The following is a 24,518-nucleotide window of genomic DNA, read 5'->3' as shown; positions in this document are numbered from 1 at the left end:
GCCCCAATTCAGGGTTAGATTCAAATGCTTGCTCGCTCTGATTCTGTCACAAACAGACGACAAGTTTTTCGCAGCCGACTAGTATATGCGCCGCACGGTCAATAGCAAGAAAAGAGAGTGGATTTCTTCCGAACCGTACCGGAATAAGGTTAAGCAAAAGCGCAAGTTTTGCACCTTGTCACGCCGCATCAATTCGCAGCATCAAAGAGCATAAAAATAGGTCGAGCTCTCACATTCAACGCCGGAAAGTGACTATATTTAAAGAGTAAAAAATAACAACTCAGGAGGCAGCCATGATCAAGGTCGAAGACATGATGACGCGTAATCCACACACGCTTCTCCGCTCTCACAATCTTGGCGACGCAAAGAACATGATGACCGCACTGGACATCCGCCACATTCCCATTGTCGATGGGAATAAAAAACTGCTTGGTGTGGTGTCGCATCGCGATGTATTAGCCGCCCAAGAATCAAGCTTACAAGCCCTACCAGAGAGCCAATCTTATACGCTACAAACGCCGCTATACGAAGTGATGAAAACCAGTGTGATGACGGTTGATCCACAAGCAGGGCTCAAAGAGAGCGCCGTCTACATGCAAAAACACAAAGTGGGCTGCTTGCCCGTGGTGCACAAAGGCCACTTGGTCGGCATCATTACCGACAGTGACTTTGTTTCTATCGCCATCAATTTACTTGAGCTGCAAGAAGAGTCTGAGCCGAAGGAGATGGAATAAGTCCATATCGATGAAATGGGACGATAAACAAAAGAGTGAGACGCACTGGCGGCTCACTCTTTTTTAAAGGTCGGGCTTAGGCTTGAAGAGCGCCCGAGGCAAGCCGTCAAAAACTGACGCGCTTTTGCTTCACCAGTAGCGCAGAAAGAATACAGATCACACCACCAAGGCCAACATAGCGCACCGCGCACTGGGCTTGCTGCTCCACTTTAGGTTTGGCGTGATAAGCAATACCGAGCCCCGCCCGCTCCATCATCACAAGATCGTTCGCGCCATCACCAATGGCTATGGTGTTGTGTGGTTCGATATCATACTGCTCGGCTAGCCTATCCACGATGTCCGCTTTGGTTTGTGCGCCGACGATGTCGCCAAGGACATTGCCGGTCAACTTGCCCTGAACAATCTCCAATTGGTTTGACTGAGCATGATCAAGCGCTAGCGTCTCTTTCAAATAGTCCGAGAAGTAGGTAAAGCCACCAGAGGCAATGGCGGTTTTCCAACCAAACGCTTTGAAGGTCGCCACCAGCTCGGGTAAATCAGGCATCAGTGGCAACTCAGCGCGTACCGCGCCTAAAATGGACTCGTCGGCCCCTTTTAACTTGCCGACACGCTGACGAAGGCTCTGTTCAAAATCCAGTTCTCCTTGCATCGCGCGCTCGGTCACTTCGGCGACCTCTTCGCCCACTCCGGCTAGTTTGGCGATTTCATCAATGCATTCAATTTGAATCGCGGTGGAGTCCATGTCCATCACCACCAATCCGGGTTTGCTCAGCTCTGGAATGTCGTTCAGGCGAGCGTAATCCAGCTCAATCGCTTGGAGAATTTCTTCATGTTCAGTGGTGAGCTCGCCGGCCATTAAAGCTACTTCGTATTGACCGACTTTCCACACTTCGACAATCGCATTGTACTGCCCGGTGTAAAAATCGATATCTTCAAAGAGATTGGCGCTTAAGTAGTGACCGAATACAATCCAATTGGCTTTATTGATATCAAAGCGGCTGGTGTGTCGGGTTTCTGGTATACGATTGCACAGTGGGATGTGCTTACGAATTGAAAGCGGTTTGCTGACCGAGAGAGCAGCGTGTATATCGGTGTTGAACGTGTCCATGTATCACTTCCCTAGAATTTCTCTCCACACGTTAACCTATTGCAATTTATCTGTGCAAGTATCAATATGCCGATTGGTGGAATTAAACTCGCGGGGCTTTCATGGACACCTCACTCTTCTCATTTCGGATGGCCATTCGCGCCGTCGCGATCTTAGCCTTGATTGCGATGGTGGTGACGATTGGTGTCAACAGTGTCAAAATTACTCAGAGTAATGAGGAAATCCAAGCCAACCAGCTTGAGACATTGACCAAGATCTTGATCTCGCAAGCCTCACTCTCTTCCAGCGATATGATTTTAAACGACGACCAAGAGCGGCTGTTGGCACTGGCTAACCAATTGGCCAACGATCGTTTGGTGTATGATGCGACCATTTATGATGCCGAAGGCATTCGTCTTGCGGCCAGCGATCAAGCCAAATCGGTGCGGGAAACATTGGGGCTGGACACCCCACTGCAAACCGCCAGCATTGGCAAACAGCAACTGGTCGAGCCTATCTACAACGACGGCGTGGTGATTGGCTTTGTGCGCATCACGTTCGAAACTGGGCGTTTAACCGCGTTTTCCGATCACTATTATCGGAAAAGTGACCGCTACATGGTCACCATGGTGGCGATGAGCTTTATTGCCGGCCTCCTGCTTGCGATCATCATCCGCAGAAAGCCAAAAGTGAAACAAGAGAATTTACTGCTCAAAGAGATGAGTTAGCCCTCCTCCCCCACACGCTAAGCCACAAGTCAGCATTCAAAAAAAAGAGCCCCGCAATAGCGGGGCTCTTTGTACAACAAAGCAAGAATACTTACAGAGTATCGCCAATCAGTACAGAATCGAGCGCGACCACCATCATGTCATTGAAGGTCGTTTGACGCTCATCGGATGTGGTTTGCTCGCCAGTTTTGATGTGGTCAGAAACGGTACAGATGGTCAGTGCTTTCGCGCCGTACTCGGCACACACACCGTAGATGCCTGCCGCTTCCATTTCCACACCCACAATGCCGTACTTATCCATCACATCAAACATCTCTGGATCCGGCGTGTAGAACAACTCAGCCGAGAACAGGTTACCGACTTTAACGTCAATACCACGTGCCTTTGCGGCTTCTTCTGCCGCGCGCACCATTTTGTAATCTGCTATCGCTGCGAAGTCATGACCTTTGAAGCGGATGCGGTTCACTTTCGAATCCGTACAAGCTCCCATGCCGATCACGACGTCACGCACTTTGATATCTGTGCTCACCGCGCCGCAGCTACCCACACGAATGATCTTTTTCACACCGAAGTCTTTGATAAGCTCAGTGGCGTAAATGGAGCAAGAAGGAATGCCCATGCCGTGTCCCATTACTGAAACTTTGCGGCCTTTATACGTGCCCGTGTAACCGAACATATTACGCACATCACACACTTGAACGACATCATCGAGGAAGGTTTCCGCGATGTATTTTGCACGTAGTGGGTCACCTGGCATCAATACGACGTCAGCAAATGCCCCCATTTCTGCGTTAATATGTGGAGTTGCCATAATTCAATGTCCTTAGTTGAAACGAATGAAATAAAGCAGAGGTGAGCAGCTATCGCTTGCAACCTCTGCGTGAGAGTCAGGGAAAAACCGCCTCTTTTAGAGGAAGTTCTTACCGTAATCCATAGGCGAAGTGCCAAAATAGCTCGCAAGCGTTTGGCCGATATCGGCAAATGACTCGCGGCGACCCAATGACCCAGCCGGCACTTTTTGCCCGTAGACAATCACAGGAATGTGCTCTCGGGTATGATCAGTTCCTGGCCAAGTGGGATCACAGCCGTGGTCGGCCGTCAGAATCAGCACATCGTCTTCCTGCATCAGCGCCATCACTTCGTTGATGCGACCATCAAAGTATTCCAATGCCGCCGCATAACCTGCAACATCACGGCGGTGGCCGTAGGCAGAATCAAAGTCAACGAAGTTGGTGAACACTATGGTGTTGTCCTGTGCGGCTTTGATTTGCTCAAGAGTCGCTTCAAACAAAGCGGGAATGCCGGTAGCTTTCACTTTTTTGGTGATGCCACAGTTAGCGTAGATGTCGGCAATCTTACCAATCGAGACCACTTCACCTTGCTTCTCTTCAACCAGTTTTTGCAACACGGTCGCAGATGGCGGCTCAACAGAGAGATCGCGACGATTACCCGTACGCTCAAATTGACCTTTACCCGAGCCAATAAATGGACGCGCAATAACGCGACCAATGTTGTAATCTTCAAGCTCTTCACGAGCGATTTGGCACAGCTCAAGCAATCTATCAAGACCAAACGTCTCTTCATGACAGGCGATTTGGAATACCGAATCAGCCGACGTATAGAAGATAGGTTTGCCGGTTTTCATGTGCTCTTCACCAAGATCATCGAGCACTTGCGTGCCTGATGCATGGCAGTTACCAAGAAATCCATCTAAACCCGCACGCTCAAGAATGCGATCCGTCAGCGCTGACGGGAAGCTGTTCGATTTGTCGCTAAAGTAGCCCCAATCAAACAGAACGGGCACACCTGCGATCTCCCAGTGACCCGATGGGGTATCTTTACCGGAAGAGAGCTCTGCCGCATGACCGTAGGCACCAATAATCTCTGCGTTAGCATCAAGCCCCGGTGCAAAGCGCCCGGTTGATTCTTTATGCGCCATCGCCAAGCCAAGCTTAGACAGGTTCGGCAAGCGCAACGCACCTTGGCGTTGCTCGTTGTCCGCTAGGCCTTGCTCACACTGATCCGCAATATGACCCAGTGTGTCGGAGCCCACATCGCCAAACTTATCCGCATCCGCCGTCGCGCCGATACCGAATGAGTCTAGGACTAAAATAAATGCTCTTTTCATTGCGTATTCCTTTCGCCCACTCAGTCACGGTGTGCCTGAATGGGCCTAATGTAATGATGTCGTCGATTAAATGTCTTCTACGCGAATCTGGCGGTAAACCTCAGGGGTTGGGGTGTATTCACCACCAATTTTGATTGCACTGCGCAGCGCCTGCGCGGCCTCTTCCCACTGAGCCTCATTGCGTGCATGAATCACGGCAAGAGGTTGTTCGCTGCTAGCGATCTCACCTAGGCGAATAAATTGATCAAAGCCCACGGCGTAATCAATCTTGTCGCTGGCCACGCGGCGTCCGCCGCCCATAGCAACCACCGCCATCCCAATCGCGCGTGTATCCATCGCCGAAACGACACCGGACTCTTGCGCGTAAACCGGTTTAATGATGTCCGCTTTTTCAAGGTATTGCTCATAGTTCTCAACAAAATCCGCTGGGCCACCTAGGCCTGCCACCATTTTGCCAAAACACTCTGCCGCTTTACCGTTATCGAGTACTTTCATCAATTTAGCGCGCGCGTCTTGTGTGTCGTCGGCTAATTTGCCGAGCACCAGCATTTCTGCACAAGAGGCCAGCGTCACTTCAAGAAGGCGTGGATTGCGATATTCACCCGTTAGGAAGCGCACCGCTTCGCGCACTTCCACGGCATTGCCAGCAGACGAGGCGAGGACCTGGTTCATGTCCGTTAAAATTGCGGTGGTTTTGGTGCCCGCACCATTGGCCACCGCGACAATAGACTTAGCCAACTCTTCTGACGCTTCATACGTTGGCATAAAGGCGCCCGAGCCAACTTTCACGTCCATCACCAAAGACTCAAGACCCGCTGCGAGTTTCTTAGACAGGATGGACGCTGTGATCAAGGAGATGTTATCGACCGTCGCAGTGATGTCACGCGTCGCGTAAACGCGTTTATCGGCAGGCGCTAGATCGCCGGTCTGACCGATGATCGCCACACCCGCCTCTTTGGTCACTTGACCAAACACCTCATTGCTTGGCGTGATGTTGTAGCCGGGAATCGATTCCAGTTTGTCCAGTGTGCCACCGGTATGACCGAGGCCACGCCCCGAGATCATAGGAACAAAACCGCCACAGGCAGCGACCATTGGCCCTAACATCAGCGAGGTCACATCACCCACACCACCGGTGGAATGCTTATCGACAATCGGGCCATCAAAGTTCATGTGGCTCCAGTCGATCACCATGCCAGAGTCACGCATCGCACAAGTCAGTGCAATGCGCTCGGGCATGGTCATTTCATTGAAGAAAACAGCCATCGCGAACGCCGCTATCTGACCTTCAGATACGCTGTCGTTTGCAACGCCTTGGATAAAAAAGTTAATTTCGTCTGCGGTGAGCACTTCACCGTCACGTTTTTTACGAATGATTTCTTGTGGTAAGTACATTAGAGCCTCCCACGCATTGAATGCGGTGGTAATAAGGTAAAGAGGTAAGGTGGCGCAACAACGCGCCACCGAACAAACCGACGTCGCTTAGTAAGCGCTTGGATCCGCCGTTTCGTCTGTTACTTCTAATGTATTGAGTAGGTTTGTCAGCAGGCTAGACGCACCAAAGCGGTAGTGACGCGCATCGACCCAGTTGTCGCCTAGGATCTCATCGGCCATCGCTAGGTACGCGGCAGCATCTTCTGCGGTACGTACGCCGCCTGCAGGTTTGAAGCCAACGGTCTCAGCCACACCCATATCGCGGATAACTTCGAGCATCATGCGAGCGTATTCTGGTGTTGCGTTCACCGGCACTTTGCCTGTTGAGGTTTTAATAAAATCAGCGCCTGCTTTGATGCAGATTTCTGACGCTTTCTTGATTAGCGCTTCTTCTTTCAGCTCACCGGTTTCGATGATCACTTTTAGCAAGATATCGCCACACGCTGCTTTACATTGCTTCACCAATTCGAAGCCCACTTCCTCATTGCCCGCCATTAGTGCGCGGTATGGGAACACCACATCGACCTCATCAGCACCATAAGCCACAGCAGCTTTGGTTTCCGCTACCGCAATCTCGATATCGTCATTGCCGTGTGGGAAGTTCGTTACCGTTGCGATACGAACGTCAGGTGTGCCTTGCTCACGAAGGGTCTTCTTAGCAATAGGAATAAAGCGAGGGTAAATACAGATTGCAGCTGTGTTACCTACCGCTGATTTTGCATCATGACACAGTGAAATAACTTTCGCGTCAGTGTCATCGTCATTCAGCGTAGTTAGGTCCATAAGTTTTAGTGCACGTAGTGCAGCTGCTTTTAAATCGCTCATTTCTATCTCCGATCAATATTCAAAAATTTCACCGCCTTAATCCCTATGATTAAGGTGTAATCATTAATGAACGGACTTGGTTCCTTGAAGACTTGCTACATACAGCGAACATGTACCAATTGCTATCCTTGTCACCGCACAGTACCAATTTGGTCTATGGCACAACAATCTGCGATTGCGGTGTCTAACGTGTATAGGCGCTTTGTGACGCCTCAGGCAACCGATGTTGCCGCGCTAATCATACTCCTTGTATTAATTAGCGTTAACTAAAAAACCGCTCAATGATCCATTGAAAGGTTACACCACCAAGATAAACGCCCACAATTCCCATCACTCCCGGTAATACTGGAGGTGCTGGAATGGGAAGCTTGATGGCGGAAAACAGGATTCCGACAACAAAGCCCGCTAACGTCGCGAGAATCACATCATTCATCAGTTTAGGCCTATTTTCTTTACACCTATACAGTATAGATATTTATCGCAAAACTGTAGTCGCACACAGAGCGCAAACGGTTTGTATCTCAAAAAAGATCCGGCTTAACGATTGCTGAGTTTTATCCACTGCACAAACGTTATGAATCTTGTTGTCTGGACACACTCCAGACCTTTAAACAACGAAAAAACCCCGTAGTACATAGCAAGCTATGCAACTACGGGGTCTTATAAAACGGCGTCTATATAATCTATCGCTTCTTAAATTAGAAAGATAGGAAGAAGCCAGCGATGGTTGCTGCCATCAAGTTAGACAGAGTACCTGCTGCGACCGCTTTCACACCCATACGAGCGATGTCGTGACGACGGTTTGGCGCTAGACCACCTAGACCACCTAGTAGAATCGCAATTGAAGAAAGGTTTGCGAAACCACATAGCGCGAACGAGATGATAGCGGCTGTCTTAGTCGACATCACTTCACCGGTTGCTGGTACAACTTGAGCTGCATCACCAACGTAAGGAACGAAGTTTAGGTAAGCAACGAATTCGTTCACCACCAGTTTCTGACCGATGAATGAACCCGCTAGCGTCGCTTCTTCCCAAGGCACACCAATTAGGAATGCAAGTGGTGAGAAGATGTAACCTAGAAGAATTTCTAGTGTCAGTTCAGGCATACCGAACCAACCGCCAACGCCACCTAGGATGCCGTTGATAAGAGCAATAAGGCCGATGAACGCAAGTAGCATTGCGCCAACGTTGAGCGCAAGCTGTAGACCGACAGACGCACCGCCAGCTGCTGCATCGATAACGTTAGCAGGCTTGTCGTCACCACCGTCGATGTCCGCGCCTAGATCGTCATTTGGCGTGTCAGTTTCAGGTTTGATGATTTTAGCGAACAGTAGACCACCAGGTGCTGCCATGAATGATGCGGCAACAAGGTACTCTAGAGGTACACCCATTGAAGCGTAACCAGCAAGTACACCACCTGCTACAGACGCTAGACCACCACACATTACTGCAAATAGCTCAGACTGAGTCATTTTAGGTACAAACGGACGAACCACAAGTGGTGCCTCAGTTTGACCTACGAAAATGTTCGCTGCTGCAGACATAGACTCGGCACGTGATGTACCTAGTGCCTTTTGTAGACCGCCACCAAGAATCTTGATAACCCACTGCATCACACCGATGTAGTAAAGTACAGAAATTAGCGCAGAGAAGAAGATTAGCGTTGGTAGTACTTGGAAAGCAAAGATGAAACCGATACCGTCAACTGAGAAGTTAACTAGGCTGCCGAATAGGAAACCAGTACCGTCTTTACCGTAGTCGATCACGTTTTGTACACCAGCTGAGAAACCAGCTAGAAGATCACGACCCCATGGTACGTACAGAACGAAACCACCGATGATGAATTGGATAGCAAAAGCGCCACCCACAGTTCTTAGATTGATAGCTTTGCGGTTATCAGACAGTAGAAGCGCGATAGCGATCAAAACTGCCATACCGACTAGGCTCATAAACAGGCTCATAGTTTATGACTTCCTTATTAAGTTATTTGTTGGCGTGTTACAAAATGGAGCTCAAAAGCACGGGCAATTATACTCATCCGTCCACCGATAAAGTAATGCCGCGTTCACAGTTTCTGATAAGATTCACCACTCGTTCACTCGTAAGTGTGACAAAAATCACAACTAAAGTTCATAGGAATCATAAAAAGCACATTTTATTTAGAATTCATTCACAAATAGACAGTGCCAAAAAGCTGTTTTTCCAAACGTTTTCCGCAACCGTTTGCTCACAACTCTGCTTCAGTTGCGCCAATGTCGTTAACACTTGGGGTAAACGCTTAGGATGATTGGCTTGGCCTTGATACCCTGACAACGGCATGTCGGGCGCGTCGGTTTCCAAAACAAGATGGTCGATGGGCACCTGCGTCACCGCTTGACGCGTCTTATTCGCTCTTGGGTAGGTAATCACTCCGCCCACACCGATGTAGAAACCGAGCTCAACAAATTGCATCGCTTGTTGATAGCTGCCGGAAAACCCATGCAAAATCCCACCGTAGTGAAAACGGTGCTGCTTAAGCAGTTGCAACAAGCGGTGATAGGTTTTTCGCCCGTGAAGAATCAAGGGCCGCCGCAGGTTCTTGGCCACGCTGATCTGCGCCTCAAACACCGCTTCTTGTCGCAGAGCGTCGACATCGATCATGGCGTCTAAGCCGCACTCTCCGACCGCGACACACACTGAGCCTGCCGACTCACATTGAGCTTCTAGGCGACTGACCTCAATCAATGAGTCGGTGTGAACAAAATAGGGATGGCACCCCAAACTGATGTGCAAGTTCTTGTGCTGTTGGGATAGCGCAATAAGATCGCTCCAATTGCTTTCGCCAATCGCAGGAACCAGAAAACGCTCGACTCCTTGCTCACTAGCTTCTTGCAATGTTGCCCCTAATTGAGCCTTAAAGGGGGCAAAATCGAGATGACAGTGAGTATCAAAAAGGCGCATTACTGCTGCGCCTTTGAAGTGGGTGATGAGGACGAAGTGGCAGCGTCGCTCTGCCTTGCATCATCAGAGCGGTACGGCACGCAACTGCGCTTTTGCCCAGGAGTAAGGCCCATAGAGTGGCACCAAGCGTCGTAGCGCTCAAGCCAATGCTTTAATCTCTTCCACATGTGCATGACTCCCCTGCCCGATGCTAGCAACGATGACCACTCGCCTGCACTACTGCTCTTCACGTTTGAAGACTAACTCAGTCGCGCTCGACTCATCCTCAGCAAAGGTGTACCCCGCCGTGTTGAACTGGGTCAAATCTGCGACACTCTCGATGCGGTTTTCGATAATAAAACGCGCCATCATGCCGCGCGCTTTTTTGGCATAAAAGCTGATCACTTTATATTGGCCGTTTTTGCAGTCTTTAAACACCGGCGTAATCACCTGCGCATCCAAGTTCTTTTGCTTAACCGCCTTAAAATACTCATTGGAGGCCAGATTGATCAAGACGTTATCCCCTTGTTCGGTGATCGCTTGATTGAGCTTGTCGGTAATCACATTCCCCCAGAACTGATACAAGTTGCTGCCTTTCTCGTTAGCAAGCTTAGTACCCATTTCAAGACGGTATGGTTGCATCAGGTCAAGCGGCTTGAGCAGACCATAAAGGCCAGACAACATACGTAAATGGCTCTGGGCGTACTCGAAATCCACCTCTGTGAGTGTCTGGGCATCCAGACCTGTATAGACATCGCCTTTGAACGCCAAAATCGCTTGGCGAGCATTGTCGAGTGTGAATGTCTCGCTCCACTCTTGGAAGCGGCCAACGTTCAGATCGGCGATTTTGTCACTGACCTTCATCAAACTCGCCACATCGGCTGGCGTCAATTTACGGCACACCTCAATCAACTGCTTGGAGTAGTCAATTAACTCAGGCTGTGTGTAGGTCTCGGTCACCAAGGGTGATTCGTAATCTAAGGTTTTCGCTGGAGAAACGACGATTAACATGACTTTACTCTTATTGATTGTTTACCTTAGGGTACAAAAAAAGCCGTGCAATGTCTGCACGGCTTTATGAATCATTTCAATAGTATTCAGCTATCAATTCTTTTCTTTTTGATCCCAAATGCCATCTTCAAGCTGAGATTTCAGCTCTGGGAAGTCATTGGCATCAAAGGTCGGAACTTTGCCTTCATCAAGCTGACGGTTGTAGTCTTTTGCTAGCTTAACCACAGTGCCAGAGAGCAAGATAATCGCGACTAGGTTCACCAGTGCCATCAAGCCCATTGATGCATCGGCCATATCCCAAACCACTGGCAGCGCTGCCACAGAACCAAACATCACCATACCCAGAACCACGATACGGAACAGGCCAAGGCCCGCCTTGTGATTGTGCTCTAGGAAGATAAGGTTAGTTTCTGCGTATGAGTAGTTTGCAATGATCGAGGTAAACGCGAAGAAGAAGATCGCTACCGCTACAAAGATGCCACCCCAATCACCCACTTGTGAGCTTAGCGCGCGCTGAGTCAGCTCGATACCTGTCACCGCCGTTTCAGTCCCTAGGTACTCACCCGACATCAAGATGATCGCTACCGTTGCTGAACAGATCACAATGGTGTCCATGAATACGCCCAACATTTGCACGTAACCTTGTGACGCTGGGTGTGGTGGGTAAGGCGTTGCAGAAGCTGCCGCATTGGGCGCAGAACCCATACCCGCTTCGTTTGAGAACAGGCCACGCTTGATGCCGTTGATCATCGCTTGAGCAATCGCATAACCTAGGCCACCAGCCGCCGCTTCTTGCAGACCAAATGCGCTCTTAATAATCAGTGAAAGCACGCCTGGTAACTTCTCAAGGTTGGTCAGCATGATAAACATCGCCAATAGCAAGTAAGCCAGCGCCATAACCGGTACGATAAGCTCAGCCACTTTTGCAATACGCTTAATACCGCCAAAGATAACCACAGCAGACAGCAATACCACTGCAATGCCAACGACTTTGGTATCCCAACCAAACGCGGTATTCATCGCGCTAGCAATCGAGTTTGCTTGCACGGCATTGAAGACCAAACCAAAGGCAATAATAAGGAAGATGGAGAACATCACGCCCATCCAGCGCATGCCCAAGCCTTTTTCCATGTAATAAGCAGGACCACCACGGTAGTTACCGTCATCGTCTCTCGTTTTGTATAGCTGTGCCAACGTGCTCTCTGCAAATGACGTTGCCATACCTAGCATGGCAATCAACCACATCCAAAAAATAGCGCCAGGGCCGCCAACGGTCAGTGCAACAGCCACACCCGCCATGTTACCCGTGCCGACACGCGCCGCCAAACTGGTACAAAGGGCTTGGAAAGAGGAGATACCCGCTTGGTCGGCTTTACGGCTGTTTTTCAGCACTGAGAACATGTGGCCAAAGTGGCGGAACTGGATAAAGCCCAGTCTTACGGTGAAGTAAACGCCGACACCAACCAGTAGATAAACGAGAATAGACCCCCACAGCAGGTCATTCATCAAATTAATTAAGTCTGTCATAGGATCCTCATAGTGAGTGTTCGCTGGCTAGGCATCCGAGCCTACGTTGGGTTGCGCTGTTGAGTGTCAAAGTGTAGCTCAAACTAAATATTATCATTGTCTGCAACCTCAGCGTGTCACGTCCCAAAGGCACGTCCTTTACATCTCAGCGGAAATTTTGACGGCGCGATAATGCAACCTGAGCAAACAAAAATCAATACGCAACAGTGAGACTAAGCTTGTTATTTTTCACTGTAAAATCACCAATAATTAACACAAACAAGCACAAGAACCACACAATAACAAAACAACTCAATAAAAAATTAACAACGCACAAAGTCTTGCCAATGACGACCTATCAACGCCGCCAAAGCAACAGACAACCCCTTACTCCGCATAGCTTGCGACGCTATCGATGCACTGAGCATCAAGATAAAAAATGAAGTACGGTTTAATACCGGTCTTGTATGACAAGAGACACGCACAACCCTAATCACCTCCACAAGCCTTTAACATCCACTTTTTTCGAATTTAATCGTTTGCGTGAACTCACTTGAACAAATTCCAACCACCTCAAGCACGATTTTTTGTGATTCAGTGACGAAAAGTCAGAAAAAACTTCATCGAAACGTAACAAATGAGAAACGAATCATGGTTAGTCTCCACGTTGAGTGGTATTAAGAATTTACCCCGTTTAGGACGGTCATAACGATAAAATGAGGTAGCTTATGGAAGGCTTAAATTTTGATGACTTTATGGACTATGAGGTGCCGCGCGCACGAGCAGCGCGCTCTAAACCCGTTAAACGTAAGTGGCGAGAAATCGAAGCAATCAAAGATCGTCAACGGCTAAAGAAAGAGCTGATGGATATGGATATCGGTTTTGACGATGTGGAGAGCATCGAATACTAAGAATTAAGAAAGAGAGGCCTTGAGCCTCTCTTTCTACTTTTCACGCGCTAGGAACAGCAAAAGATCACGTACACTCGTGCTCAGTTTGATGAATGCGCTCTGCCAACTGTTGGTATTGCTCTGCTATCGTCTCACCAAACACTGGGTCGTCTTCGCACACACTCCACTGAGCTTCGACTGCCTGCCAATCCTCTACCGTAAAGACATCCATTAAGTACGGGAAGACCTGCTTTTCTTCCATTTCGAGGTGCTGTTTTTGCATGTTGAGGAACGACTCTAACTGGTCAATGAAGACCTGCTGCGGGATCACTGCATCTTGCAAGACCATATCCACCGTTTGCAAAAAATCATGGGTCTTTTCTGATAGCGCCTGATGATCGTGTTCAAGATCATCAATCTTATGGTGTTGACCATAATGCGATTGGTAGTAGTGATAGAGAATGTCTTCTTTCGGGTGATGGACCCGTTCAGAGTGGGTCGCCAGATAATCGACGATTTCACGAAGAACCGCGTAATTAACGGGACGCTCGTCTTTTAACTGGTTCAATTTATGGCGAAGTATGGCGAGCAAACGCACCATGTATCCATGCTCTCGCCTTATCCGTTCAATCATCATAGCGTTTCTCCTTAACACCGACACGTAAACAGTGTATTAGAGAAACGCAAAGCGTGTTTTGATGCTGTTCGAAAAAACAACATCTTTACCCTTATTTTTGTATGTCTTTAGACCTCAACAGTTTGAGGCAGCTGCCAATCAATCGGTGTTTTTCCTTGCGCGACAAGCCGTTCGTTGGTCGCCGAAAAGTGCCCACAGCCCAAAAAGCCACGATGCGCCGATAACGGTGAAGGGTGCGGCGCCGTCAATACATGATGTTGGTTACGGTCAATAAAACGGCCTTTCTTTTGCGCATGCGCGCCCCACAACAAGAAAACAACGCCTTGTTGATGGCGGTTGATGGCATCAATCACGGCATCCGTAAAGGTCTCCCACCCCGTTTTGGCGTGCGAATGCGCTTTACCTTGCTCCACGGTCAGAACCGTGTTGAGAAGCAGTACCCCTTGCTCTGCCCAGCGTTGCAAATAACCGTGTTGAGGAATCTGAAAGCCATCGATGTCTTGCGCCAACTCTTTGTACATATTGGCGAGCGATGGCGGCGTCTTGATACCCGGCAGGACAGAAAAACACAGCCCGTGCGCCTGATTAGGACCATGATAGGGATCTTGGCCCAAGATCACGACTTTCACATCGCCAAACTCGGTCGCTCGAAAAGCGTTAAAGACATCTTTCGCTGGCGGGAAAATCGCTTTGCCCGCCGCACGCTCTGCGTCAACAAACGCGAGAGTGTCTTGAAAATAGGTCTGCTGCTTTTGCTCACCAATCACATCTTGCCACGTGAGTGAAGGGGTCATTGTCTGTTCCTTTTGTCCAATCAGTCAGCGGATTGTCGCAAAAGTTACAATAAGAGCAAAGCCCTCTGTTAGGCGAGCTAAACTCACTTAACGCTTAGGTTGCGGCGAACGATGATGTCCTTGACCATTCACATGACGGTTGGGCATGGGTAAACGTGCAAAACGGATCGCAGGTGTAACAACTGAATGAGGCATAATAGGCACCCTCTTGTGAGTAACATCACTATTTACTATGAAAGATTGGTGCCAATTTTAGTTACGCTGAGACATTTACCGGTGATTTTTGATCGATGCGGCGCAAACGAGCAATTTCATCAGGCCAAAGATTAGGCTTAATTGTTTCTAATATCAAAGGGATAGCATCAAACCGTGCATCATTGGCGATATAGTCAAAACATGGCCAGCCAATCTCCCCCTCGCCCAGCGCATGGTGGCGATCCACTTTACTGCCCAAGGCCGACTTTGAATCATTGATGTGCATCGCCCGTAAATAGTGCATGCCCACCACTTGCTCAAACTCGGAAAACGTCGCGTCACATGCCTCAACACTGCGAAGATCATAGCCAGCGGCAAAGGTGTGGCAAGTATCGAGGCAAACGCCCACCCGAGTTTTATCGTCCACCTGTTCAATGATCTGCGCCAAATGCTCAAAGCGCCAACCAAGGTTCGTGCCTTGGCCTGCTGTATTTTCGATCACTGCGACAACATCTGGCACCGCTTGATGGGCGAGGTTGATCGACTCGGCGATCCTCGCTAAACACGCTTGCTCAGAAAGCTTCTTTAAATGACTCCCAGGATGAAAATTCAACAAGCTCAGTCCTAACTGCTGACATCTCCACATTTCATCAATAAATGCCGCTCTAGATTTTTCGAGCTTTTCCGCTTCAGGCGCACCTAGATTAATCAGGTAGGAGTCATGCGGTAAGATTTGCTCATGCGTAAAACCGTACTTTTTGCAGTTGGCTTTAAAACGCGCGATGGTCTCTGCGTCGAGCGGCTTCGCCGCCCACTGGCGTTGATTTTTGGTGAACAAAGCAAAGGCGTTGGCGCCAATATCATGAGCGCGAATCGGTGCCATATCGACACCACCCGCGGCGGAAACATGCGCGCCGACCCATTTTCTATCACTGTTCGATGATGGGATTGTCATTTAATCACTTTACACTTTCAGTTCGGGGATGGAATTACAACAACTTATCGTCTGCGTCTCAATCAACACATGCAAAATGTAGTAAATTTACAACATTTATAACATTCAAAAATAGTTAATATAATAAAATATTTTTTAAAACACTATTTTTAAAGGTTTTATTGATTTACCGCAAAGAATTAACCTCAAAATAATTAATGTTTTTAGTTGTTATTTGACCTAAATCAATACTATCATAAGGGACATTCGCTATATAATACGTAGCTCAACAAAATTCGAAAGTTAACACCAACTCACCACCCAAGAGTGGACTAGGAGACAGTAATGATTCAAGGCATTCAGATTACTAAAGCAGCAAACGACGCACTACTTAACTCAATCTGGCTACTAGACAGCGAGAAAAATGAAGCACGCTGCGTAGCGGCAAACACTGGCTACGAAGCAGACCAAGTCGTAGCGATTAACGAATTGGGTGAGTACGAAAGCCGTGAAGTAGCCATTGAAACGGCACCAAAGATCGAAGGTGGTCAGCACCTAAACGTCAACGTTCTTAAGCGTGAAACCCTTGAAGACGCCGTTGCTCACCCTGAGAAATACCCTCAGCTAACGATTCGTGTTTCTGGTTACGCAGTACGTTTCAACTCACTGACGCCTGAACAGCAGCGCGACGTTATTGCTCGTACATTTACCGAGTCTTTGTAAGCTCGACACCATCATAAAAAAACGGCGCATCTCGCGCCGTTTTTTATTCTCTAATCGACTGTTTTTTCTAATCTATTCACAGTGCTTTGATTGAATACTGCGCTCTAAAACCAAACCAAAATGGTACTCTGATGCTGTTCCCAGAGTAACTTCAGCGCCATCAACATCGACATAATAATGACCAGCGGACGAATCCACTTCTGACCTTGCGCGATCACCACTTTCGCCCCCAATCTAGCACCGAGAAAACCGCCGACCGCCATCACTAGCCCTAGCTCCCAAATCGGTAAACCTGCCAGAACGAATAGTAACAGCGCGGCGATGTTTGACGTAAAGTTCAGTACTTTGGTTCTTGCCGTCGCATCCACTAAGGAGTAGTGGCCTAACGCGACAAAGCAAACCGTAAAAATCGAACCTGTCCCCGGCCCAAAAAAACCGTCGTAGAACCCCACGCCCCCACCGACCGAGAGTGCAAACATCGCTTCAGAGAGTCGAGGCTCGCCCGATTGCGCCTTGGTCTTTGGCATCAAAAGAAAATAGAGCGAGATCGCCACCAGCAGCAGCGGAATCAAACTGGTTAAGACGCCAGCATCAATGTATTGCACGACTTGGGCGCCAAGTGCAGCGCCGACAAAGGTGCAGAGAATCGCAAGGCGCATCGCTTTCAAATTAACAATGCCGCGCCGAACAAAATACCAAGTTGCGGAGAAGCTCCCAAATGAGCTTTGTAGCTTATTGGTCGCCAACGCCTGTGCTGGCGTGATGCCTACGGCCAACAAAGCCGGAAGCGTAATAAGCCCGCCTCCCCCTGCCATCGCATCAATAAAGCCAGCGAATGCCGCGACAAAAAACAGCAGGGTGAAAATATCTAAGGTGAGTTCCATGACGATCAGTTGATAAGGGGTAAGATGCGCAGAGTACCACTGGTGACTTGATGATGGAAAACAAAAAAGAGCGACCGATGGCCGCTCAAAAGCATGTCAATACAAATGCCTAAACAGTTGAGTCATAGGGATAACAGCCTGCATTTTGTTATCCCACATAAGACTCATAAGGGTGGGGACTACTAGAATTGGTCTTCTTCGGTTGAGCCGGTTAATGCAGTCACTGATGATTGACCACCTTGGATGGTGTTGGTCATCTTATCAAAGTACCCGGTGCCCACTTCTTGTTGGTGCGCAACGAAGGTATAGCCTTTTTCTGCCGCTTGGAACTCGGGACGCTGCACTTTCTCCACGTAGTGGCGCATGCCTTCGCCTTTCGCATAGTCGTGCGCCAGTTCGAACATGTTGAACCACATGTTGTGGATACCCGCTAGAGTGATGAACTGGTACTTGTAGCCCATATCCGACAGTTCTTGTTGGAACTTGGCGATGGTCTCTGCATCCAAGTTTTTCTCCCAGTTGAATGATGGCGAGCAGTTGTACGCCAACAGTTGATCTGGGTACTCGGCATGAATCGCTTCAGCAAACTTACGCGCTTCTTCAAGACACGGCGTAGCGGTTTCACACCAGATGAGATCCGCATACGGAGCGTAAGCAAGACCACGCGCAATCGCTTGGTCGATGCCAGCGCGTACTCGGTAGAAGCCTTCTTGTGTACGTTCTCCAACAATGAAGTCCGCATCGTATGGGTCACAGTCAGAGGTCAACAAATCGGCGGCGTTCGCATCGGTGCGAGCAATTACTAGGGTAGTCGTGCCCGAAACGTCGGCGGCCAGGCGCGCTGCCACTAATTTCTGCACCGCTTCTTGAGTCGGTACTAATACTTTACCGCCCATATGGCCACATTTTTTCACTGACGCTAGCTGGTCTTCAAAGTGCACACCCGCGGCGCCCGCATCGATCATCGACTTCATCAACTCATACGCGTTGAGTACACCACCAAAGCCGGCTTCTGCATCAGCAACGATAGGCAAGAAGTAATCAATGCCGCCTTCATCTTCTGGTGATTTACCGTTTGACCACTGGATCTGGTCAGCGCGGCGGAACGAGTTATTGATGCGTTTCACCACTGAAGGGACCGAATCTACCGGGTAGAGCGATTGGTCTGGGTACATGGTAGACGCGGTGTTGTTGTCCGCTGCCACCTGCCAACCTGAGAGATAAATCGCTTCAATCCCAGCTTTGGCTTGTTGTACTGCTTGACCACCGGTCAGTGCACCCAAACAGTTCACGTAGCCTTTTTTGGCGCTGCCATTGACCAATGACCACAATTTATCTGCACCGCGCTGAGCGATGGTGTTAGCCGGCACCATAGAGCCGCGTAGTTCGACCACTTCTTCTGCCGTGTATGGACGTTTCACATGCTTCCAGCGTGGATTGGTTGCCCAGTCTTTTTCTAGAGCTTCGATTTGTTGGCGACGAGTTAAGTTTGTCATTGGTCTATCCCTCTTGTTTTGAGTGCTGCCGGTAGGGGCGGCGCACGATCCTTTTGTTTCTTTTGTTAGATGGTGTGGCGGTACAACCTTACCCGCCATCTGCATTCACGTTATTGTTATTAATAAAACGATAGTTACCGGTAAACGATGCTTATAGGTAAACGATTGTTATGGGTAAATCCGTGGTTAATCTAAGTAGTCATAGCCTGGGATGGTGAGGAAATTCCCCAACTCATCACTGGTGGTCATCTTGGCCATCAAGTCAGCCGCCTCGCTAAAGCGCCCCGCTTGATAACGCGCTTCGCCCACTTCCTGTTTCACCACCTCGATCTCTTGAGCGAGATATTGTTCAAACAAGGCTTTGGTGACCACTTGACCGTTATCAAGAGTTTTGCCGTGCGCTATCCATTGCCAAATAGAGGCGCGAGAGATCTCAGCGGTCGCGGCATCTTCCATTAAGCCGTAGATGGGAACGCAGCCGTTGCCCGAGATCCACGCCTCGATGTATTGCAGCGCGACGCGAATATTGTGTCGCATCCCTTCTTCGGTGCGCTCGCCTTCACACGGGGCAAGTAGCTGCTCTGCCGTGATAGGCGCATCGTCTTCTCGTGTGACATCCAATTGATTTCGGCGCTCGCCAAGCACTTGGCTAAACACCGCCATTGCGGTATCCGCAAGACCTGGGTGAGCGACCCAAGTGCCATCGTGACCATTATTCGCCTCTAGCGATTTGTCGTTTTGAATTTTGTCTAGCACGCGCTGGTTTTGTACTGGATCTTTGGCTGGAATAAAGGCCGCCATTCCCCCCATCGCAAAGGCACCGCGTTTGTGACAAGTGCGCACTAACAAGCGTGAGTAGGCGTTCAAAAACGGCTTGTCCATCGTGACTACTTGGCGGTCTGGCAACACGCGATCTGGGTGCTTTTTCAATGTTTTGATGTAACTGAAGATGTAGTCCCAACGGCCACAGTTGAGGCCAACAATGTGCTCTTTGAGCGCAAAGAGGATCTCGTCCATTTCGAATACCGCAGGCAAGGTTTCAATCAAAACGGTTGCCTTAATGGTGCCCGTACCCAGACCAAAGTAATCTTCGGTCAAGTGGAACACCTCACTCCACCACTGCGCTTCTTTGTGGGATTGCAACTTGGGAATGTAGAAGTAAGGGCCGCTGCCTTTTTTAAGAAGCGCTTGGTAGTTGTTGTAGAAGTAGAGCGCGAAATCAAACAGAGCGCCGGGGATAATTTGGCCGTTAAACGTCACGTGTTTCTCTTTTAAATGGAGACCACGTACACGACAAATCAACACCGCTGGATCGTCATTCAATTGGTAGTGCTTGCCATTGTCAGGGTTGGTGTAGCTGATCTCCCCTCTTACCGCGTCGCGCAAGTTAATTTGTCCGTCTAACACTTTATCCCAAGCCGGTGACATAGAGTCTTCGAAGTCGGCCATGAACACTTTAACGTTGGCATTCAAAGCGTTAATGACCATTTTTCTGTCTGTCGGGCCGGTGATTTCTACTCGGCGATCTTGCAGATCGTCAGGAATCCCTAAGATCTTCCAACTGCCTTCACGGATGTCTTGCGTCTCAGGCAAAAAGTCTGGGAGTTGCCCACCATCGATGGCCGCTTGGCGCACTTCACGTGCCGCCAGCAGCTCATCCACACGCGGCGCAAACTGCTCACACAACAGAGATAATAGGGTTTGGGCTTCAACAGGGAAAATTGCCTGATGTTGTGGCGAAAGGGAGCCAGTAACCTCAAGCATGCCTTCTTGGGCGCTCATTTTATTGCGACGAGCTTGACCATTTGGGTCCTGTGATAGGGTGTCTCTGTCTGGTGTGTTTGCAAGCATAGTGATGTCCCTTATTTTTGCTCTCTAGTATGATTCACGTTTCTTAGCGAATGTTCATTTGTAACTATCAAACAACACTTTTACATTCCAACTTGCTCAGTGTCGCTGCTGTTTTCATCCGCTTGTTTTTTCTTATCTGGCTCTACTTTCACTAACCTTCTCTGGGTTTGCAATCTAGACATAAGTCTTATTAGGCCTGCATTTAAGCTATACCAAACCTGGGTAGAGTAAAAGACCTAAAGTAAACAAAACGTTAAATTCAAAGTTTTATCCCGATCGAGATAAAGGCCCTATTTCTGTGTCAAAGTCGTAACAAGTTACGTAATTTAATTACAGTAAAATTAGGCATGTGAACGCGTTTCAAACGAACGTTTGATTTTTTATAGAAAGGGGTAACGCCTGTCTTTGATGGCTTTGAGCGGCCTAGAAGGACAAAGATTAAACAGCCCCTTTTGTTTGGGCTGTAAAATTGACAGTGTGAAATTTCACAATTTAATGAAAGCTTCATCAAAGTTTTGTTGTGAAATTTTACACGTCAAAGTTTACGAACAGAATAAAATGCTAACTTTACCCGAAAAAGCAGTGTGCATTTTAGCGAGAAATCGCAACAACAGAACGCAATAGCCTTACGACTATTTGCTAGAGCAGTTGTGAAACCACATCAGCTAGACGATGAAAAGTCGCCACACGTGACGAACTTGGACGCCAAACCAGCCCGATATGACGATGAGCTTGCTGCCCAGGGGCATCCACCACCACCAAGTTTTGGTTATCGATAAGACCGTGGTCGATGGCCATTTGTGGAATAAAAGTAGTACCGAGTCCATTCGCCACCATCTGCACTAACGTATGTAGACTGGTGGCAGAGAACGGATTGATCTTCTCTTTGTCGGTTAATTGACAGGCAGAGACAGCATGTTCGGTCAGGCAGTGCTCTCGTTCTAGTAAGAAGACCGATTCGTCGGGCAGATCAGCGTACTTAATCGGAGTGCGGATCGCGTCCGCTTGGTGGCGGCTGATGATCATACGAAATGGATCGCTGCCCACAATTTTGCTTTCCATCTCACCAATGTCCACTGGCATGGCGAGAATCAGCACATCCAACTCTCCCTGACGCAGCGCGGCAAGCAAATTGGTCGTAGTATCTTCACGTAATAGAAGATGCAAATTGGGAAAGCGTGTGTTGACCTCTTGCACCAAGTCACAGAGCAGAAACGGCGCAATCGTCGGTATGCAGCCCACTTTTAACTGCCCATGCATCTCATCTTCTTGGCAAAGACGGCCAAGCTCGGCGAGATCTTGGCCACGAGCAAGCAATTCACGTGCATGCTTGACCACTTGCTCGCCAACATGGGTGAATACTAACGGGCTTTTTTTGTCTTTCTTTTCGTAGAGGGGGCAGCCAATCAGATCTTCTAAGTTTTGAATGCCTTTACTTAAGGTCGATTGACTGACGAAGCATTTTTCAGCGGCATCGCTAAAATGACGGGTTTCATGCAGAGTCACCAAATAATGTAACTGCTTTAGGCTAGGCCACTTATTCATAGATTTATTGATAACTTCTAGCTAGGCATTGATCCAGTTAACCCTTTTGGCATTATCGCTTTTTTCGATTAACTTAATCTAATTAATTCATTTATTTCAATACTACAATTTGTACTACACTTTGTCTCGCAAAAACACGGACTAAGCAAAGGAGGCCACTCCAATGCTTGGAACAAACCATACTTTTAGGAGCAATAAAAATGGTACTAGTAGGTCGTCAAGCCCCTGATTTTACTGCAGCAGCTGTTCTAGGTAACGGTGAAATCGTTGAAAACTTCAACTTTGCAGAGTTTACAAAAGGTAAGAAAGCGGTTGTTTTCTTCTACCCGCTAGACTTCACATTCGTTTGCCCATCTGAGCTGATCGCTTTTGATAACCGCTACGAAGATTTCAAAGCGAAAGGCGTTGAAGTGATCGGTGTTTCTATCGATTCTCAATTCTCTCACAACGCATGGCGTAACACCGCTATCGAAGATGGCGGTATCGGTCAGGTGAAATACCCACTGATTGCAGACGTGAAACACGAAATCTGTAAAGCGTACGACGTAGAGCACCCAGAAGCAGGTGTGGCTTTCCGTGGTTCGTTCCTAATCGATGAAGACGGTCTTGTTCGTCACCAAGTTGTGAACGATCTTCCTCTAGGTCGTAACATCGACGAAATGCTACGTATGGTAGACGCACTAAACTTCCACCAAACACACGGTGAAGTATGCCCAGCACAATGGGAAGAAGGTAAAGCAGGTATGGATGCATCACCAAAAGGTGTGGCAGCATTCCTATCTGAGCACTCTTCAGACCTAGGCAAAAAGTAATTTTGCCTCCGGCGTCCAAGCTCACTGGACGCTATGGTTGGACGATATAAAGCGACAACGCATAATGCGCAATAAGCGCAACGCCAATCAGTTTAGTAAAGTCTCAAAGCAAGCCCACACTTCGGTGTGGGCTTTTTTCATTCAAGGTTAGCTTATATGGCTAAAGAAGCCATATATCTCTAAAGAGACTACATATCGCTAAAGAGACAAAAAATATCGACTTACGGACTTTATCGATCCTCGGTCTTTAAGTTCTGGGTCGCTCTCTTTATGATGAATTCAATTGATAGCGGCACCCCCGCTAATGCCTAATTTAGACAATGGAGATTCAACATGGCTTACTTCTCACTTGCGTTTGGTAGCGCGACTAAAAACCGTGACGGAAAAATCATCGAAGCGTTTTTTCCAAACCCAGTGCTCAACCCAGCGGATGCGCTGGTTGACGCAGTAGCGACCGTGGCAGGTTACGAGCAAGGTAACCAGGCCATCGAAATCTCTGCGGCGCAAAGTGCAGAGCTTGCCATTGCCTTTGCTGCTCACGGTGATGTGGCGAACGCCTCGTTTGCAGAAAAAGCGGCGCAGTCTGCTCAACCATTAGTCCTTGTGGTACTTGCGACAGATGACAAACCAGCATCCGTGGCAGAAGGTTTCCTCAAGCTACAGCTGATTTCTCACCGCCTAGTTAAGCCGCATGGCACGGTGCTGGATGGCATCTTTGGCCTACTGCACAACATCGCATGGACCAACGAAGGCCCAATCGATCTACCAGAATTGGCTGAGCGTCAAATGGATGCGCGCCTAGCAGGTCGCACTCTGACGGTCGATTGTGTCGACAAGTTCCCGAAAATGGTGGATTACGTTGTGCCTGCAGGCGTTCGTATTGCAGACACCTCTCGCGTTCGCCTTGGCGCACACGTCGGTGAAGGCACCACCGTGATGCACGAAGGCTTTATTAACTTCAACGCCGGCACCACAGGTGTGAGCATGGTAGAAGGCCGTATCTCTGCGGGTGTGGTTGTGGGTGACGGTTCAGACATCGGTGGCGGTGCGTCTATCATGGGTACCCTATCAGGCGGCGGTACCGTCGTGGTCTCGATTGGTGAGAACTCGCTACTTGGCGCGAACGCGGGTCTTGGTTTCCCACTGGGCGATCGTTGTACGGTTGAGTCTGGTCTTTACGTGACGGCGGGTTCTAAAGTGCGCATGCTTGATTCACAAGGTAACGAAGTCGAAGTGGTGAAAGCTCGTGACCTCGCAGGCGTTTCGGATCTGCTGTTCCGCCGCAACTCGGTGACCGGTCAAATCGAGTGCCTTGCCAACAAAACGGCGGTAGAGCTTAACTCAGAACTGCACAGCAACAACTAATGATGCACTAGGTCATCAAC

At 48.8% G+C, this 24,518-nt stretch carries 24 protein-coding genes; 6 read left to right on the top strand and 18 right to left on the bottom strand.

All coding sequences use genetic code 11. From position 1 onward, the window contains the following. Positions 1-293: 293 nt before the first annotated feature. The gene (locus AC6R0L_RS11410) at positions 294-734 is read left to right on the top strand and encodes a CBS domain-containing protein (RefSeq protein WP_500629211.1); all 441 of its coding nucleotides are present in this window, start codon (positions 294-296) and stop codon (positions 732-734) included. 106 nt (positions 735-840) lie between these two features. Here the strand turns inward: AC6R0L_RS11410 and serB are convergent, their stop codons facing one another. Further along, complete coding sequence (serB, locus tag AC6R0L_RS11405; protein WP_500629210.1) at positions 841-1,842, bottom strand: phosphoserine phosphatase; 1,002 nt, start codon at positions 1,840-1,842, stop codon at positions 841-843. A 101-nt stretch (positions 1,843-1,943) separates the two neighbouring features. Between serB and AC6R0L_RS11400 the strand changes: the two genes are divergently transcribed. Then, the gene (locus AC6R0L_RS11400; protein ID WP_500629209.1) at positions 1,944-2,549 is read left to right on the top strand and encodes a YtjB family periplasmic protein; all 606 of its coding nucleotides are present in this window, start codon (positions 1,944-1,946) and stop codon (positions 2,547-2,549) included. Between the two features lie 91 nt (positions 2,550-2,640). Here the strand turns inward: AC6R0L_RS11400 and deoD are convergent, their stop codons facing one another. The 10 genes from deoD to AC6R0L_RS11350 all read right to left on the bottom strand — a co-directional run bounded on the left by deoD (position 2,641) and on the right by AC6R0L_RS11350 (position 12,393). After that, positions 2,641-3,360, bottom strand: coding sequence for a purine-nucleoside phosphorylase (deoD, locus tag AC6R0L_RS11395; RefSeq protein WP_334551387.1), 720 nt, complete (start codon positions 3,358-3,360; stop codon positions 2,641-2,643). 96 nt (positions 3,361-3,456) lie between these two features. Beyond that, positions 3,457-4,677, bottom strand: a complete 1,221-nt coding sequence (locus AC6R0L_RS11390) for a phosphopentomutase (protein ID WP_500629208.1) — start codon at positions 4,675-4,677, stop codon at positions 3,457-3,459. Between the two features lie 66 nt (positions 4,678-4,743). After that, positions 4,744-6,072: a thymidine phosphorylase gene (gene deoA, locus AC6R0L_RS11385; protein WP_500629207.1), complete on the bottom strand. Its 1,329-nt coding sequence runs from the start codon at positions 6,070-6,072 to the stop codon at positions 4,744-4,746. An 87-nt stretch (positions 6,073-6,159) separates the two neighbouring features. After that, entirely contained in the window at positions 6,160-6,936 is a 777-nt protein-coding gene (gene deoC / locus AC6R0L_RS11380; RefSeq protein WP_500626996.1) for a deoxyribose-phosphate aldolase, read from the bottom strand. 262 nt (positions 6,937-7,198) lie between these two features. Beyond that, positions 7,199-7,369, bottom strand: a complete 171-nt coding sequence (locus tag AC6R0L_RS11375; RefSeq protein ID WP_334551391.1) for a XapX domain-containing protein — start codon at positions 7,367-7,369, stop codon at positions 7,199-7,201. A 265-nt stretch (positions 7,370-7,634) separates the two neighbouring features. Next, positions 7,635-8,897, bottom strand: coding sequence for a NupC/NupG family nucleoside CNT transporter (locus AC6R0L_RS11370; protein ID WP_334551393.1), 1,263 nt, complete (start codon positions 8,895-8,897; stop codon positions 7,635-7,637). 205 nt (positions 8,898-9,102) lie between these two features. Beyond that, on the bottom strand, positions 9,103-9,876 hold the full coding sequence (locus AC6R0L_RS11365; protein ID WP_500629206.1) for a TatD family hydrolase: 774 nt from the start codon (positions 9,874-9,876) through the stop codon (positions 9,103-9,105). Beyond that, a complete protein-coding gene (locus AC6R0L_RS11360) occupies positions 9,876-10,043 on the bottom strand; it encodes a DUF5363 family protein (RefSeq protein ID WP_334568323.1) in 168 nt (55 codons plus the stop codon). Before AC6R0L_RS11360 ends, AC6R0L_RS11365 begins: the two co-directional genes overlap by 1 nt. A gap of 49 nt (positions 10,044-10,092) precedes the next feature. Continuing rightward, a complete protein-coding gene (gene yaaA / locus AC6R0L_RS11355; RefSeq protein ID WP_500629205.1) occupies positions 10,093-10,866 on the bottom strand; it encodes a peroxide stress protein YaaA in 774 nt (257 codons plus the stop codon). Between the two features lie 93 nt (positions 10,867-10,959). Then, on the bottom strand, positions 10,960-12,393 hold the full coding sequence (locus AC6R0L_RS11350) for an alanine/glycine:cation symporter family protein (RefSeq protein WP_487901719.1): 1,434 nt from the start codon (positions 12,391-12,393) through the stop codon (positions 10,960-10,962). Positions 12,394-13,100: 707 nt separating this feature from the next. Between AC6R0L_RS11350 and AC6R0L_RS11345 the strand changes: the two genes are divergently transcribed. Then, positions 13,101-13,283, top strand: a complete 183-nt coding sequence (locus AC6R0L_RS11345; RefSeq protein ID WP_334551401.1) for a DUF3545 family protein — start codon at positions 13,101-13,103, stop codon at positions 13,281-13,283. A 64-nt stretch (positions 13,284-13,347) separates the two neighbouring features. Here AC6R0L_RS11345 and AC6R0L_RS11340 read toward each other — a convergent pair whose 3' ends face one another. The 3 genes from AC6R0L_RS11340 to nfo all read right to left on the bottom strand — a co-directional run bounded on the left by AC6R0L_RS11340 (position 13,348) and on the right by nfo (position 15,843). Further along, positions 13,348-13,899: a hemerythrin domain-containing protein gene (locus AC6R0L_RS11340; protein WP_334551402.1), complete on the bottom strand. Its 552-nt coding sequence runs from the start codon at positions 13,897-13,899 to the stop codon at positions 13,348-13,350. 107 nt (positions 13,900-14,006) lie between these two features. Next, on the bottom strand, positions 14,007-14,693 hold the full coding sequence (gene ung, locus AC6R0L_RS11335) for a uracil-DNA glycosylase (RefSeq protein WP_500629204.1): 687 nt from the start codon (positions 14,691-14,693) through the stop codon (positions 14,007-14,009). 256 nt (positions 14,694-14,949) lie between these two features. Further along, positions 14,950-15,843 (bottom strand): deoxyribonuclease IV, encoded by an 894-nt coding sequence (nfo, locus tag AC6R0L_RS11330; protein WP_500629203.1) that lies wholly within the window; start codon positions 15,841-15,843, stop codon positions 14,950-14,952. Positions 15,844-16,167: 324 nt separating this feature from the next. On the opposite strand from nfo, the gene grcA reads away from it, so the two are divergent. After that, positions 16,168-16,545, top strand: coding sequence for an autonomous glycyl radical cofactor GrcA (grcA, locus tag AC6R0L_RS11325; protein ID WP_334551405.1), 378 nt, complete (start codon positions 16,168-16,170; stop codon positions 16,543-16,545). Between the two features lie 104 nt (positions 16,546-16,649). On the opposite strand, the gene AC6R0L_RS11320 is transcribed toward grcA, so the two are convergent. From AC6R0L_RS11320 to AC6R0L_RS11305, 4 genes are all read right to left on the bottom strand, one after another. Continuing rightward, positions 16,650-17,429 carry a TSUP family transporter gene (locus AC6R0L_RS11320; RefSeq protein WP_500629202.1) on the bottom strand — a complete coding sequence of 260 codons (780 nt, stop codon included), beginning with the start codon at positions 17,427-17,429 and terminating at the stop codon, positions 16,650-16,652. Positions 17,430-17,611: 182 nt separating this feature from the next. Further along, on the bottom strand, positions 17,612-18,925 hold the full coding sequence (aceA, locus tag AC6R0L_RS11315; protein WP_487901723.1) for an isocitrate lyase: 1,314 nt from the start codon (positions 18,923-18,925) through the stop codon (positions 17,612-17,614). A gap of 186 nt (positions 18,926-19,111) precedes the next feature. After that, positions 19,112-20,776, bottom strand: coding sequence for a malate synthase A (aceB, locus tag AC6R0L_RS11310; protein ID WP_500629201.1), 1,665 nt, complete (start codon positions 20,774-20,776; stop codon positions 19,112-19,114). Between the two features lie 639 nt (positions 20,777-21,415). Next, entirely contained in the window at positions 21,416-22,321 is a 906-nt protein-coding gene (locus tag AC6R0L_RS11305) for a hydrogen peroxide-inducible genes activator (RefSeq protein ID WP_334551412.1), read from the bottom strand. 200 nt (positions 22,322-22,521) lie between these two features. Here AC6R0L_RS11305 and AC6R0L_RS11300 point away from each other — a divergent pair, with 200 nt between their 5' ends. Continuing rightward, on the top strand, positions 22,522-23,133 hold the full coding sequence (locus tag AC6R0L_RS11300; protein ID WP_487901725.1) for a peroxiredoxin C: 612 nt from the start codon (positions 22,522-22,524) through the stop codon (positions 23,131-23,133). 333 nt (positions 23,134-23,466) lie between these two features. After that, the gene (gene dapD / locus AC6R0L_RS11295; protein ID WP_334551414.1) at positions 23,467-24,498 is read left to right on the top strand and encodes a 2,3,4,5-tetrahydropyridine-2,6-dicarboxylate N-succinyltransferase; all 1,032 of its coding nucleotides are present in this window, start codon (positions 23,467-23,469) and stop codon (positions 24,496-24,498) included. Positions 24,499-24,518 lie beyond the last annotated feature (20 nt).

Source organism: Vibrio sp. R15-SG3-ISO1A, assembly GCF_059833955.1.
This window is presented reverse-complemented; position numbering and strand designations above follow the sequence as displayed.